This is a genomic window from Enterobacter cloacae complex sp., assembly GCF_900322725.1.
Taxonomy (GTDB): Bacteria; Pseudomonadota; Gammaproteobacteria; order Enterobacterales; family Enterobacteriaceae; genus Enterobacter; species Enterobacter quasihormaechei.
Map to the genome: position 1 here is coordinate 4294663 of NZ_LT991957.1, position 13770 is coordinate 4308432.

Annotated in this window: 15 protein-coding genes; 10 read left to right on the forward strand and 5 right to left on the reverse strand. The window is 57.4% G+C overall.

Going from position 1 to position 13770, the window contains the following annotated elements; translation table 11 throughout:
• Positions 1-13 precede the first annotated feature (13 nt).
• The 8 genes from DBR02_RS21085 to zinT all read left to right on the forward strand — a co-directional run bounded on the left by DBR02_RS21085 (position 14) and on the right by zinT (position 8023).
• The gene (locus DBR02_RS21085; protein ID WP_107535343.1) at positions 14-430 is read left to right on the forward strand and encodes a rhodanese-like domain-containing protein; all 417 of its coding nucleotides are present in this window, start codon (positions 14-16) and stop codon (positions 428-430) included.
• Between the two features lie 150 nt (positions 431-580).
• A complete protein-coding gene (locus DBR02_RS21090; protein ID WP_107535344.1) occupies positions 581-1684 on the forward strand; it encodes a cobalamin-independent methionine synthase II family protein in 1104 nt (367 codons plus the stop codon).
• A 200-nt stretch (positions 1685-1884) separates the two neighbouring features.
• Positions 1885-3156, forward strand: coding sequence for an urea ABC transporter substrate-binding protein (gene urtA / locus DBR02_RS21095; RefSeq protein WP_107535345.1), 1272 nt, complete (start codon positions 1885-1887; stop codon positions 3154-3156).
• A 23-nt stretch (positions 3157-3179) separates the two neighbouring features.
• Entirely contained in the window at positions 3180-4754 is a 1575-nt protein-coding gene (gene urtB, locus DBR02_RS21100) for an urea ABC transporter permease subunit UrtB (protein ID WP_107535346.1), read from the forward strand.
• A complete protein-coding gene (urtC, locus tag DBR02_RS21105) occupies positions 4754-5827 on the forward strand; it encodes an urea ABC transporter permease subunit UrtC (RefSeq protein WP_107535347.1) in 1074 nt (357 codons plus the stop codon). The genes urtB and urtC overlap by 1 nt, the downstream gene beginning before the upstream one ends.
• On the forward strand, positions 5827-6624 hold the full coding sequence (gene urtD / locus DBR02_RS21110; RefSeq protein ID WP_064910555.1) for an urea ABC transporter ATP-binding protein UrtD: 798 nt from the start codon (positions 5827-5829) through the stop codon (positions 6622-6624). Before urtC ends, urtD begins: the two co-directional genes overlap by 1 nt.
• 9 nt (positions 6625-6633) lie before the next feature.
• Complete coding sequence (gene urtE / locus DBR02_RS21115; RefSeq protein WP_107535348.1) at positions 6634-7332, forward strand: urea ABC transporter ATP-binding subunit UrtE; 699 nt, start codon at positions 6634-6636, stop codon at positions 7330-7332.
• Between the two features lie 52 nt (positions 7333-7384).
• On the forward strand, positions 7385-8023 hold the full coding sequence (gene zinT, locus DBR02_RS21120) for a metal-binding protein ZinT (protein WP_107535676.1): 639 nt from the start codon (positions 7385-7387) through the stop codon (positions 8021-8023).
• A gap of 46 nt (positions 8024-8069) precedes the next feature.
• Here the strand turns inward: zinT and ydeE are convergent, their stop codons facing one another.
• On the reverse strand, positions 8070-9287 hold the full coding sequence (gene ydeE, locus DBR02_RS21125) for an efflux MFS transporter YdeE (protein ID WP_233157665.1): 1218 nt from the start codon (positions 9285-9287) through the stop codon (positions 8070-8072).
• 193 nt (positions 9288-9480) lie between these two features.
• On the opposite strand from ydeE, the gene eamA reads away from it, so the two are divergent.
• A complete protein-coding gene (gene eamA, locus DBR02_RS21130; RefSeq protein ID WP_063451338.1) occupies positions 9481-10380 on the forward strand; it encodes an O-acetylserine/cysteine exporter in 900 nt (299 codons plus the stop codon).
• A 38-nt stretch (positions 10381-10418) separates the two neighbouring features.
• Here eamA and marB read toward each other — a convergent pair whose 3' ends face one another.
• From marB to marR, 3 genes are read right to left on the reverse strand one after another with little or no spacing between them, the layout of a single operon-like run.
• Positions 10419-10634, reverse strand: coding sequence for a multiple antibiotic resistance protein MarB (marB, locus tag DBR02_RS21135; protein ID WP_063866723.1), 216 nt, complete (start codon positions 10632-10634; stop codon positions 10419-10421).
• A gap of 32 nt (positions 10635-10666) precedes the next feature.
• The gene (marA, locus tag DBR02_RS21140; RefSeq protein WP_001303241.1) at positions 10667-11047 is read right to left on the reverse strand and encodes an MDR efflux pump AcrAB transcriptional activator MarA; all 381 of its coding nucleotides are present in this window, start codon (positions 11045-11047) and stop codon (positions 10667-10669) included.
• A gap of 20 nt (positions 11048-11067) precedes the next feature.
• Positions 11068-11502, reverse strand: coding sequence for a multiple antibiotic resistance transcriptional regulator MarR (gene marR / locus DBR02_RS21145; protein WP_003857182.1), 435 nt, complete (start codon positions 11500-11502; stop codon positions 11068-11070).
• Positions 11503-11758: 256 nt separating this feature from the next.
• Here marR and DBR02_RS21150 point away from each other — a divergent pair, with 256 nt between their 5' ends.
• Positions 11759-12424, forward strand: a complete 666-nt coding sequence (locus DBR02_RS21150) for a MarC family NAAT transporter (protein ID WP_063866722.1) — start codon at positions 11759-11761, stop codon at positions 12422-12424.
• A 45-nt stretch (positions 12425-12469) separates the two neighbouring features.
• Here the strand turns inward: DBR02_RS21150 and DBR02_RS21155 are convergent, their stop codons facing one another.
• Positions 12470-13666 (reverse strand): sugar transporter, encoded by a 1197-nt coding sequence (locus tag DBR02_RS21155; RefSeq protein ID WP_107535350.1) that lies wholly within the window; start codon positions 13664-13666, stop codon positions 12470-12472.
• Positions 13667-13770 lie beyond the last annotated feature (104 nt).

A 13770-nucleotide genomic window follows, 5' to 3' on the forward strand; every position in this document is an offset into this window, starting at 1 on the left:
ATGAGGAAGATTCATGAGCTATGTTACTGAATTTCCGGCTGCCGAGCCGCAGGAAGCCGTGGGGCATTTTCTGCGACGCTTAAGCGTAGAGACGGACTGCGCCGATGTGCAACACGCTATATCCAGCGGTGAGCAGGACTTCGCTCTGCTGCACGTGGTCGGGAAGCCCGAGCATTTCGCCCGGCGTCATCTGCCCGGCGCGCAGCATTTACCCTGGAGCCAGATTACCGCAGAGCGGATGAACGCGTGGCCGGCGGGCACGCTATTTGTCGTCTATTGTGCAGGCCCGCACTGCAACGGCGCGGACAGGGCGGCGCTGAAGCTGGCGCGTCTGGGTCTGCCGGTCAAGATTATGCTCGGGGGCATGACCGGCTGGGAGGATGAGCAGTTCGCGTTTGCAGGATCGTCATCAGCCGGTTCTGGAACATGAAATTTTTTCAACACCGATGAAATTTTCTCGTTTGTCGTGAGGCAGGGGGTGTGACATCTTCTTAGGACGTTTAGACATCCAGAAGTCTAAAGATTCAAGAGATGAATTATCACTGTGGGCAATTAACGCCGACAGACAAAGGAGATTTCCATGCAGCGACACCACGCCCCGTTCCGCGCCGATGTAGTCGGCAGCTTTTTACGCCCGGATTCCATAAAACAGGCGCGCCTGCAATTTGCCAGCGGTGAGATCGATGCCGGGCAGCTTCGCGCGGTCGAGGACGAGGCCATTCGCCACGTCGTTGAGCAGCAGTGCGCCTGCGGCCTGCACGTGGTGACGGACGGTGAGTTCCGCCGCGCCTGGTGGCACTTCGACTTCTTTGACGGGCTTCAGGGCGTGGAGCGTTATGACGCTCAGCAGGGCATTCAGTTCAACGGGGTGCAGACCAAAGCCCACGGCGTGCGCGTCACGGGCAAACTGGGCTTCGGCGATCATCCTATGCTGGAAGACTTCCGCTACCTTAAAAGCATCAGCGGCAACGCGCAGCCGAAAATGACCATTCCGAGCCCGAGCGTGCTGCACTTCCGCGGTGGCCGCAAAGATATTGATGCCACGGTCTATCCGGACCTGAACGACTACTTTGACGATCTGGCGATCACCTGGCGCGACGCCATTCGGGCATTCTACGACGCGGGCTGCCGCTATCTGCAACTGGACGACACCGTATGGGCCTATCTCTGTTCGGAAGATCAGCGCCGCCAGATCCGGGAGCGGGGGGATGACGCTGACGAACTGGCCCGCATCTATGCCAACGTGCTGAACAAAGCGCTGGAAGGCAAGCCGGACGACCTGACCGTCGGGCTGCACGTCTGCCGCGGCAATTTCCGCTCAACGTGGATTTCAGAGGGCGGCTATGAGCCGGTGGCAGAGGTGCTGTTCGGCACGGTTAACGTCGACGCGTTCTTCCTGGAGTACGACAACGATCGTAGCGGCGACTTCGCGCCACTGCGTTTTGTGCGCCCGGGCAAACAGCAGATGGTTCTGGGGCTTATTACCACCAAGCACGGCGAACTGGAGAACCCTGAAGGGGTGAAAGCACGTCTGGAAGAAGCTGCGCAATACGTCGCGAAAGAGCAGATTTGCCTCAGCCCGCAGTGCGGATTTGCCTCCACGGAAGAGGGTAACAGCCTGAGCGAAGCCCAGCAGTGGGACAAAGTTCGCCTGGTGACGCAAATCGCCAGCGACGTCTGGTAACGCCCTCCACAGCGCTGCATTATTACAGTGCAGCGCTGTACCATTCTGAGTCGTTTCCCGTCATCCTTCTCTCGCATCCCTTTAAAATCTAGCCTCTGCAACCTGGCACTCTTTTTGCTCTCCTGAAACTGACGTTACTTTTTCTGCGTCCAGGCGGTAACGGACGTCTTCGCACAGCTTTCTTTTTCAGGAGTGAAAATATGCACCGTCGTACCCTTATTAAAGCGTTCGCCCTGTCCGCATCCGTCGTCGCCATGGGCATGAGCTTTGGCGTCCAGGCCGCAGACACCATCAAAGTCGGGATTATGCACTCTCTGTCCGGCACGATGGCCATCTCAGAAACACCTCTGAAAGATGTCGCCCTGATGACCATCGATGAAATCAACGCCAAAGGCGGCGTGCTGGGGAAAAAGCTGGAACCGGTGGTGGTCGATCCGGCATCCAACTGGCCGCTGTTTGCCGAAAAGGCCCGCCAGCTTCTGAGTCAGGATAAGGTCGCCGTGGTGTTTGGCTGCTGGACGTCGGTTTCGCGTAAATCGGTTCTGCCGGTCTTTGAAGAGCTGAACGGTTTGCTGTTCTATCCTGTGCAGTACGAAGGTGAAGAGATGTCGCCTAACGTCTTTTATACCGGCGCGGCACCCAACCAGCAGGCGATCCCTGCGGTGGAGTACCTGATGAGCGAAGACGGCGGCAGCGCGAAGCGCTTCTTCCTGCTGGGTACGGACTACGTTTACCCGCGCACGACTAACAAGATCCTGCGTGCCTTCCTGCACTCGAAGGGCGTGGAAGATAAAGATATTGAAGAGGTCTACACCCCGTTTGGTCACAGCGATTACCAGACCATCGTTGCCAATATCAAGAAATTCTCCGCGGGCGGCAAAACGGCGGTGGTCTCCACCATCAACGGTGATTCCAACGTGCCTTTCTACAAAGAGCTGGCGAACCAGGGGCTGAAAGCCACTGACGTGCCGGTGGTGGCGTTCTCGGTCGGCGAGGAGGAGCTGCGCGGTATTGATACCAAACCGCTGGTGGGTAACCTGGCGGCGTGGAACTACTTTGAATCCGTTGATAACCCGTCCAACCAGACCTTCGTCGCGGCCTACAGAGCCTACGCGAAAGCGCACAAGCTGCCGAATGCCGACACCGTTGTCACCAACGATCCGATGGAAGCGACCTACGTTGGCCTCCATATGTGGGCGCAGGCGGTTGAGAAAGCCGGTACGACCGACGTGGATAAAGTGCGCGCGGCAATGGCGGGCCAGTCCTTTAGCGCGCCGTCCGGCTTTACGTTGACCATGGATGCCACCAACCACCACCTGCATAAGCCCGTCATGATTGGCGAAATCGAAGGTAACGGCCAGTTCAACGTCGTCTGGCAGACCGAACAGCCGGTACGCGCTCAGCCGTGGAGCCCGTTTATCGCCGGGAACGACAAAAAGCCTGACCAGCCGATGAAAACCGCCAGCAACTAAGCCAACACCCAGGGAGAGACGTCATGAACGCCATGCGCATCATTATTGCGATTGTGTGGCTTACCGGACTGCTGCCAGGGATGGCGCAGGCATCGGATGCCGATGATTTCGTTGCCGCCACCCGGAGCCAGCAGACCGCTATGCTGACCCGGTGGGCGGCCGCGCCGGAACCTGCACGTTTGCCGCTGCTTAAGGCGCTGCAAACCGAGAATCTTTATACCGACAGCCAGAAGCATGCTTTTACCCGCATCGACGGCGGCATGGTTGCACTGGGGGCATCAAAATCCGCCGAAGGGGCAACCAAAGCCGTGCGCCTCACCAACCGGCTGCGCGTATTGACCCTCACGGCGCTGGCGACCCATCAGCTTGTCAGTGACAGTGTCACGGAAAGGCGGCATGCCGCGCGGCAGCTTCAGCGTGATGCCCAGCCGGAGATGCTCGGCTTCCTGCAACAGCGAGCCGGTCGCGAAACGGACGATGTCACCCGGCAGTCGCTGATGCTGGCGCTGGCAAACCTTCAGCTGACGAGCCCACAGGCGGAAATACGGCTGAAGGCGGTTGAGCTGCTGGGACAGTCTGACGATCCGGACGTGCAGGCCACGCTGGCACCGCTCACCCAGGCGCAAACCGAACCGGATGCACGCGTACGTGCCGCAGCTACCGAAAGCCTGGATCGTATCCAGCACCGTTTAATGTGGGGCGAACTGCTGGGACAGGCCTTTATGGGCCTGTCGTTGGGATCGGTGCTGCTGCTGGCCGCCCTCGGGCTGGCTATCACCTATGGTCTGCTGGGCGTGATCAACATGGCGCACGGCGAGATGCTGATGCTCGGGGCATATGCCACCTGGATGGTGCAGCAGATAATGGCGCAGTGGATGCCCCAGTGGCTGGCGCTCTATCCGGTGATAGCGCTGCCGGTGGCGTTTTGCCTGGCGGCAGGTATCGGCATGGTGCTGGAGCGCACGGTGATCCGCCATCTGTATGGCCGCCCGCTGGAAACGCTGCTCGCCACCTGGGGGATCAGCCTGATGCTCATCCAGCTGGTGCGCATGACCTTTGGCGCACAGAACCTTGAGGTCGCGAACCCGGCCTGGCTGTCCGGCGGCGTGCAGGTTTTCGCCAACCTGACGCTACCGTGGAACCGCATTGTGGTGCTCGGCTTTGTGCTGCTGGTGCTGTTTTTCACCTGGCTGATTCTGAACAAAACGCGTCTGGGTCTTAACGTGCGGGCGGTGACGCAAAACCGCAGCATGGCGGCCTGCTGCGGCGTGCCGACCGGACGGGTTGATATGCTGGCGTTTGGCCTCGGGTCCGGCATCGCCGGGCTGGGCGGCGTGGCATTGTCCCAGCTGGGGAACGTGGGGCCGGAGCTGGGTCAGGGGTACATCATCGATTCGTTCCTGGTGGTGGTCCTGGGCGGCGTCGGTCAGCTGGCCGGTAGCGTGGCGGCGGCCTTTGGACTTGGCATCTTCAATAAAATTCTTGAACCGCAGATGGGCGCGGTGCTGGGCAAGATCCTGATTCTGGTGGCGATTATTCTCTTTATCCAGAAGCGTCCGCAGGGGTTATTCGCACTGAAAGGGAGGGTGACAGACTGATGAGCCAGCCAATGACCTTAACACTGGCGCGCAGCGCACCGCGTACCACGCAGATTGTCGGCAGCCTGCTGATTGCGGCGCTGCTGGTGCTGCCTTTTCTCGCGCTGTTGCCTTCCACGCATCCGCTGGCTGTCTCCACGTGGATGCTGACGCTCGTCGGCAAAATCCTCTGCTACGCGGTTGTCGCCGTGGCCCTCGATCTGGTGTGGGGCTATGCCGGCATGCTCTCGCTGGGGCACGGCATATTCTTCGCCCTGGGCGGGTATGCGATGGGCATGTACCTGATGCGCCAGGCGGCTGGCGACGGTTTGCCCGCATTTATGTCGTTTCTGTCGTGGAGCGAGCTGCCGTGGTTCTGGTGGGGGACGCAGCATTTCGCCTGGGCACTGGTTTTAATCGTGACGATCCCCGGCCTGCTGGCGCTGGTCTTCGGCTGGTTTGCTTTCCGCTCGAAGATCAAAGGGGTCTATTTCTCCATCATGACCCAGGCGCTGACGTATGCGGGGATGCTGCTTTTCTTTCGCAATGAAACCGGCTTTGGCGGCAATAACGGCTTCACCGGCTTCACCACGCTGCTCGGGTTTTCCGTCACGGCGACCACGACGCGGATCGCGCTGTTTATCGCGACCGTAATGCTGCTGCTTCTGGCTCTGGGCACAGGCTACGCGCTGGCGAAGAGTAAGTTTGGCCGCATTTTGACGGCGGTACGCGATGCGGAAAACCGCCTGACGTTTTGCGGCTACGATCCGCGCGGCTTCAAGCTGCTGGTCTGGACGCTCTCTGCCGTGCTGTGCGGCCTGGCGGGGGCGCTGTACGTTCCGCAGGTGGGCATTATCAACCCGGGCGAGATGTCGCCAACCAACTCCATTGAAGCGGCCATCTGGGTCGCGCTGGGGGGCCGCGGCACGCTGGTGGGCCCGGTGATCGGCGCGGCGCTGGTCAACGGTGCGAAGAGCTTTTTCACCGTGGCGATGCCGGAGTACTGGCAGCTGTTTCTGGGGCTGATTTTCATTGCCGTCACGCTGTTTTTACCGCGTGGCGTGTTCGGTCTGTTGCGTAAGGGAGAGAAATAATGCAGCCCTCTGAAGGACTCTTTACCCGCCAGCTGCCGGGCGATCGTTACCGCGAGCAGACCGATCCGGTATTACAGCTTGAGGCCATTAACGTCAGCTTCGACGGCTTTAAAGCGTTGACCGATCTCTCGCTGAATATCGGCGTCGGGGAGCTGCGCTGCATTATTGGGCCTAACGGTGCGGGCAAAACCACGCTGATGGACGTGATCACCGGCAAAACCCGGCCAAAAAGCGGAAAAGCCATTTACGATCAGTCCATCGATCTGACAACCCTTGAACCGGCTGCCATTGCCCGGCAGGGGATTGGGCGTAAGTTCCAGAAGCCCACGGTGTTTGAAGCGCTGACCGTATGGGAAAACCTCGAAATCGCCATGAAGGCCGACAGGTCCGTCTGGGCAAGCCTGCGGGCCACGCTCAGCGGCGAACAGCGCGACCGCATTGACGAAATGCTGTTATTGCTGCGGCTTGGCAGCGAGCGCGATCGCCGCGCCGGGCTGCTTTCCCACGGGCAGAAGCAGTTTCTGGAGATTGGCATGCTACTCGTGCAGGACCCGCATCTGCTGCTGCTGGACGAACCCGCCGCCGGCATGACCGACGCCGAGACGGAATACACCGCCGAACTGTTCCGCACCCTGGCAGGTAAACATTCGCTGATGGTGGTTGAGCACGACATGGGCTTCGTCGAGACCATCGCCGACCACGTCACGGTGCTGCATCAGGGGCGCGTGCTGGCAGAAGGCTCGCTTCGCGAGGTACAGGCCAATGAACAGGTGATTGACGTCTATCTGGGACGCTAAGGAGAACGCATGTTGCAGGTTAACGAGCTGAATCAGTACTACGGCGGAAGCCATATTCTGCGCGGGGTGAACTTTGAAGCGGCCGTCGGGGAAGTCACCTGCCTTTTGGGGCGCAACGGGGTGGGCAAAACCACCCTGCTGAAGTGCCTGATGGGGCTGATCCCGGTGAAAACTGGGGAAGTGGTCTGGCAGGGGAAAACCATCACCCACAGTAAGCCGCACCAGCGGGTGCAGTCCGGCGTGGCATATGTTCCGCAGGGACGCGAGATTTTTCCGCGTCTTACCGTTGAGGAAAATCTGCTGATGGGGCTGTCGCGCTTTTCCGCCCGCAGTGCAAAAGGCGTACCGGAGGAGATATGGCAGCTTTTCCCGGTGCTGAAAGAGATGAAGCACCGTCGCGGAGGCGATCTTTCCGGTGGTCAGCAGCAGCAGCTGGCGATTGGGCGGGCGCTGGCGAGCCGTCCACGGTTGCTGATCCTGGATGAGCCTACGGAAGGTATTCAGCCGTCGGTCATTAAAGAGATCGGCCAGGTGATCCGTAGCCTGGCAAACCGGGGGGATATGGCGATCCTGCTGGTGGAGCAGTTTTACGATTTTGCAGCGGAGCTGGCCGACAGCTATCTGGTGATGTCGCGCGGCAGTATTGTCCAGCACGGGCGCGGGGAAAATATGGAGCAGGAGGGCGTTCGAGGACTGGTTGCGATCTGATATGTTATACTATAACATCGTCATTCTTATAACACGGAATGAGGGTTTTGCTTTGGCTGCACACGCTGGAAAAATTGCGCTGACTCTGGGAACGCTGCTGGTAAGCGGCTCGCTTTTTGCCCATTCGCACGGTCATCAGATGACGGAGGCGGAACAGAAGGCGGCGAACGGCGTCTTTGAGGATAAAGACGTCAGGGACAGAAAATTGTCTGACTGGGACGGGACCTGGCAGTCTGTTTATCCGTTCCTGCTTGATGGTTCGCTGGATCCGGTTTTTCAAAAGAAAGCAGAGAAGGGTGACAAATCCGCTGACGAGGTGAAAGCCTACTACCGCAAGGGTTACGCCACGGACGTGGACGCCATTGGTATTGAAAACAACGTGATGGCGTTCCACCGAGGCAAGACGGTGAGCAGCTGCCGCTACGACTACAGCGGCTACAAAATTTTGACCTATGCTTCGGGTAAAAAGGGCGTTCGCTACCTGTTTGAGTGTAAAGATAACGCGAGCCAGGCGCCGAAATTTGTGCAGTTCAGCGACCACATCATCGGGCCGAAAGCCTCTTCACACTTCCATATCTTCATGGGCAACACCTCCCACGAGGCGCTGCTGAAGGAGATGGATAACTGGCCGACCTATTACCCGAATGAGATGTACAAAGAGCAGGTGGTGGAAGAGATGTTGCACCACTAGGCTGTTGGTTTTGCCGGGTGGCGGCTTCGCCTTACCCGGCCTACGATTAGGGTTTTCCAGGTCGGGTAAGCGCAGCGCCACCCGACACGCTATTTTCACTTTTCACGCGCATCCCGCGCAAAATCATCAGCCACGCCGCGACGATGGCGGCCATCATAATAATAAATAACGACCAGTGCGGCAGATGCGTCAGGATCAGCCCGGTGATCATCGGGTTCGCCGCTGCTCCCAGCCAGCCCAGCGCCTGCGCGGAGAAGTAGCTCGCCTTCATGCCCGGCGGGGCGATATTGTCGATCAGCATGTATTCACCCGGCGCATAGATAATTTCACCCAGGGTGAAAATCGCCGCCGCGATCCCCCAGTAAATCAGGTTCTCGCCGGAGAGCATAAACCCACCCAGCCCGAGGATGAAAAAGAGCGTCGCGGCAGTCATTAGCGGGCGGATATTGCTGGCGGAGATCTTGCGGCCAAGCGCGTATTGCAGGGTGACTACCACCACCGCGTTGACGGGCAGCACAACGGCCACCACCTTTTCTGCGAAATCGCTGTCCGCATACGCGGCGAGGACATACTGTGAAATGCAGGTGGCGAACGATCCGCCCACGTAGGACGCCAGCAGACCGGAGAGCGTGTACCAGAACAGCGCCCGGTCCTTCAGCAGCACCGAGGGCTGCCACGGCGCTTTTTCTTCCACGCTGTCAGACGCTACGCTTTTCTGCACAAAGAAATGGATAAACCCGAGAGGCAGCGCGGCGCAGAAGGCCGCCAGCCAGAACGGCAGTTGCAGGCTGTACATCACCAGCAGGGTGCCCATCGGCGGCCCGATGGTCCAGCCGATATTCAGAAAACTGTAGTTGAGCGAGAACACGCGCGCCTTTTCGCTGGTGGTCAGCACGTCGGCAAACCACGCTTTCAGCACCGTTGAGAATACGGAGTAGGCGCAGTTAATCAGGGCAAAGAACAGCACCACCAGCGTAACGTTATTCACCAGCGGAATGGCCACAAACCCGGCAATAAAGGCCACGATGGCGAGCAGCATATAGCGTTTTTTGTCGAACTTATCCGCCAGGATGCCAAACCCCAGGCTAAACACCACGCCTATGGTCAACGCCACGGTAAGGGCGTAGCCAATATTCTCCACGCTCATGTTGTACACGCGCGTGAGATAAATGGTCATAAAGGGCAGCGTTGCCCCGCGGCCAATTGTTAATAACAATGACGACGCCAGCAGCGCTGCGGTTGAGCGCCTGAGAGATGGTTTCATTTTCCTGCCCGACAAATGCTTATGCTTTTTTTGTTGTGTTATTACAGGATTATCATGGGATCGGCAGCTTGTATAGCACCCAATTTATCCGCAAGTGCTTCGCCTCTGTACCAGAATTAATGATCTTCTCGCGGGGCTATTTTTTCTGTTACCTTGAAGTGTTTACAAAAATTTAATAATTCAGGGGTGGAAGATGACGCGTAAAGACGGGCTGTTGGCGTTGCTGGTTGTGGTGGTGTGGGGACTCAATTTTGTGGTCATCAAAATGGGGTTGCACAACATGCCTCCGCTGATGCTGGCCGGTCTGCGCTTCCTGCTGGTGGCGTTCCCGGCGCTGCTGTTCGTTGCCCGTCCGAAAATTCCCCTCAAGCTTCTGCTGGGCTACGGCCTGACCATCAGTTTTGGTCAGTTTGCGTTTCTCTTTTGCGCCATTAAATTCGGTATGCCTGCGGGTCTGGCTTCGCTGGTGCTCCAGGTGCAGGCGTTCTTTACCATTATTCTCGGCGCGTTTGTCTTTGGCGAGCGCTTGCAGGGCAAACAGCTGGCGGGCATTAGCCTTGCGGTCTTTGGCGTGCTGGTGCTGATAGAAGGCAGCCTTAACGGTCAGCATGTCGCCCTGCTGGGCTTTATGCTGACCCTGGCGGCGGGGCTAAGCTGGGCGTGCGGCAACATCTTCAACAAGCTGATAATGCAGCACGAGGCGCGTCCGGCGGTGATGTCGCTGGTGGTCTGGAGCGCGTTGATCCCCATTGTGCCGTTTATGGCCGCGTCGTTTATTCTGGATGGCCCGCAGGTGATGCTGAAAAGCCTGGTGGAGATCGACCTGACGACCATTTTGTCGCTGGTCTATCTGGCGTTAGTCGCCTCAATCATTGGCTACGGCATCTGGGGATCGCTGCTCGGGCGCTATGAAACCTGGCGCGTGGCGCCGTTATCGCTGCTGGTGCCGGTGGTCGGGCTTGCCAGCTCCGCACTTTTACTGGACGAAACGCTCAGCGCGCTGCAACTGTCTGGTGCGGGGTTGATTATGGCCGGGCTGTATATCAACGTCTTTGGCTTACGGGTGCGTCGGGCGACGCGAGTGCGGAGTTAAGGCAGAAAAAAGCCCCGCCATAGCGGGGCAAAAACGAATTACAGGTCGTGGTTGTAATACGGCACGCCTAATTCGTCGGATTTGTCGCTGCCAGCGCCCATGTGATTGAAGTCATAGGGAGACTGGCTTTGCGTGGACGGCATAATCATAGTGTCACGATTATTTTGCTGTCCCGCACTGGGGGTTTGCTCCGCGAAACTCTGGCCGGAAACCAGCACCAGCAAGGTGAGGGCGGCGGAGACGATAAATTTCATGATTTCCTCGGTTACGTCTTAACAGGCGATGATTAACTGCAATGTTTTAGCGGATACAGATAACGGGACTCACCCGGCATACTGGTAATACGGTACTTATGAGGCGGCACGTCAAAGTAGTTCTTGAACGTACGCGTCAGGGTTTGCTGCGATTCAAAACCATAACGCTCCGCCAGATAAAGGATCGGCTCATTGCTTTCTTTCAGCTTCTGGGCAATCTCCGTCAGCTTGCGGCTGCGAATATATTGACCTAATGAATGACCGGTCTCTTTTTTGAACATCCGTTGCAGGTGCCATTTTGAGTAACCTGAACGCTCAGACACTTTTTCAAGAGAGAGCGGAGATTCCAGGTTATCTTCGATCCAGTCCAAAATGCTATGAATGGTGATAGCGTCAGTATTGCGTCTGGACATCGTCATACCTCTTTTTCTGTTTACGGCAGGATTTTCTTGAGTAAAAGCTCAAGCGTTGCCACTTCATCTGCCGTTAAGTTTTTTGTTAGTTCCTGGTGCAGTGTTTGTCCTACTAATTGATGACATTGCTCACACATGGCCGCGCCATCGCTGGTCAGTTTCACCAGTACGCCACGTTTGTCATTCGGGTTAGGGCTTCGTTCGACCCATCCTTTACAGACGAGACGATCCAGCATGCGGGTTAACGCACCCAGATCGACAGAGAGCACCTTTTTCAGCTCAACCGGCGTGATACACACTTCGCAGCGAATGGAACACAGCACTTTGAACTGTGTTGCGGTGATATCCAGCGGTGACAGGTAGTCATTGAGCAGGCGATCTTTTTTCTGGTTAACCATATGAATAAGACGACCCAGTGGGATTATGTCGTTAAAGAGGTCACTGGTGCTTTTCACAATGGTTGCCCTGGCAAGTAGTTTAGTCACGGCAGATATTATTGCTCAGGCAAGTATAAGTCAACTGAATGAATCAGCCGATGCCACGAATTGCTAAAACGCTTCAGGAACTTTTTCAGTACGCTTTTAAATCAGTTACATAATCTGAGGTTATTGGTTGCGCGGGACAATGAGAGTTACGTTACGCGGATGGCTCAGGACGAGGGTTTCCCCCTATAATTGCGGTGTTGAATAAGGATAAGGACTGCGGTGCACTATGTTGGATTTGATTAAGGCAGTGGGGCTTGGGCTGGTGGTGTTGCTGCCGCTGGCGAACCCGTTAACGACGGTAGCACTCTTTCTGGGGCTGGCGGGGAACATGAACAGCGCGGAGCGCAATCAGCAGTCGATGATGGCCTCCGTATACGTTTTTGCCATCATGATGGTGGCTTATTATGCCGGGCAGCTGGTGATGAATACCTTCGGCATCTCCATTCCTGGCCTGCGTATTGCCGGCGGGCTGATCGTGGCCTTTATTGGTTTCCGGATGCTGTTCCCGGCGCAAAAAGCGCACGAATCACCGGAAGCGAAAAGCAAATCGGAGGAGCTTGAAAGCGAACCGAGCGCCAATATCGCCTTTGTGCCGTTAGCCATGCCGAGCACGGCGGGGCCGGGGACGATTGCGATGATCATCAGTTCCGCCTCAACGGTGCGTGATGGTTCGACTTTCCCGGACTGGGTTATCACCGTTGCGCCGCCGCTCATTTTTGGGCTTATCGCCCTTATCGTCTGGGGATCGTTACGCAGTTCCGGGGCGATTATGCGCTGGGTAGGCAAGGGGGGGATTGAAGCTATCTCCCGTCTGATGGGCTTCCTGCTGGTCTGTATGGGCGTGCAGTTTATTATTAACGGCGTGCTGGAGATTGTGAAGACGTACCATTGAGAACAGTGCCGGGTGGCGGCTTCGCCTTACCCGGCAAACTCAACGTCAACCGTGGCTGGTCTGTTCTTCCATCGCGACCGGCCATTTACGGAAGATCAGCACCGACCAGATCAGTGCGATCAACGCCGGAACAGCCCCGAGATAGCCAATGGCCGACATCGACACATGCAGGCTGATCTGATTTCCCACCAGCGCGCCGGCGCCAATTCCCAGATTAAAAATTCCGGAGAAGAGCGACATCGCTACGTCCGTGGCATCCGGTGCCAGCGCCAGCACTTTGACCTGCATTCCCAGACCGATAATCATGATCGCCACGCCCCAGAACAGGCTGAGGATCGCCAGATGGCTTTCGCTACCCGCCGCAGGCATCAGTAACAGCAGGCACGCCAGCAGCAGGCCAATCGCACCGCTTACAAGCGCGGACGCGTGTCGATTGCCCAGCTTCCCAAACAGGACACTGCCGATAATCCCCGCGCCGCCCAGGATCAGCAGCAGAACGGTGGCGAAGTTGGCGCTGAAGCCCGCGACAACCTGTACGAACGGCTCAATATAGCTATAGGCCGTATAGTGGGCAGTGACCACAATCACGGTCAGCAGATAGATGCTCATCAGCGCCGGACGACGCACCAGCAGCGGCAGACTTTTCAGCGAGCCGGAGTGTTCGCTCGGCAGTTTTGGCAGCAGTTTAACCAGACATACCAACGTGATCAGCGCCCCCATGCCGATGGCAAAGAAGGTGGTGCGCCAGCCGAAGTATTGACCCACGATACGCCCGATGGGCAAGCCTAACACCATCGCCAGCGCCGTTCCGGTGGCAATCAGGCTCAGCGCCTGGGCGCGTTTCCCCGCGGGCGCCAGACGAATGGCGAGCGACGCGGTAATCGACCAGAAAACGGCATGGGCAAACGCGATACCCGTGCGGCTGATGACCAGCACCGTAAAGTTCCATGCCATAAACGACAGCACATGGCTGGCAATGAACACCAAAAACAGCCCAATCAGCAGCTTACGGCGTTCCATCTGGCTGGTCAGCAGCATAAACGGCAGCGACATCAGCGCCACGACCCATGCATAGATGGTCAGCATGATGCCTGCCTGTGCCGTCTCCATGTTGAAGCTGGCTGCGATGTCAGACAGCAGCCCAACCGGAACAAATTCCGTGGTGTTGAAAATAAACGCTGCGATGGCGAGCGTGACCACGCGTAGCCACGCGACCCTGCGGGAAACCGTGTGTGTTGTCATAGGGATATCTGGGATTCGTTGCCTGAAAGATGAGGTGACGATCTTAAAGCGTTAAACGGCGAAAACTCAACCGTTATGTGACGTGAATCACAAAATTTACCTTC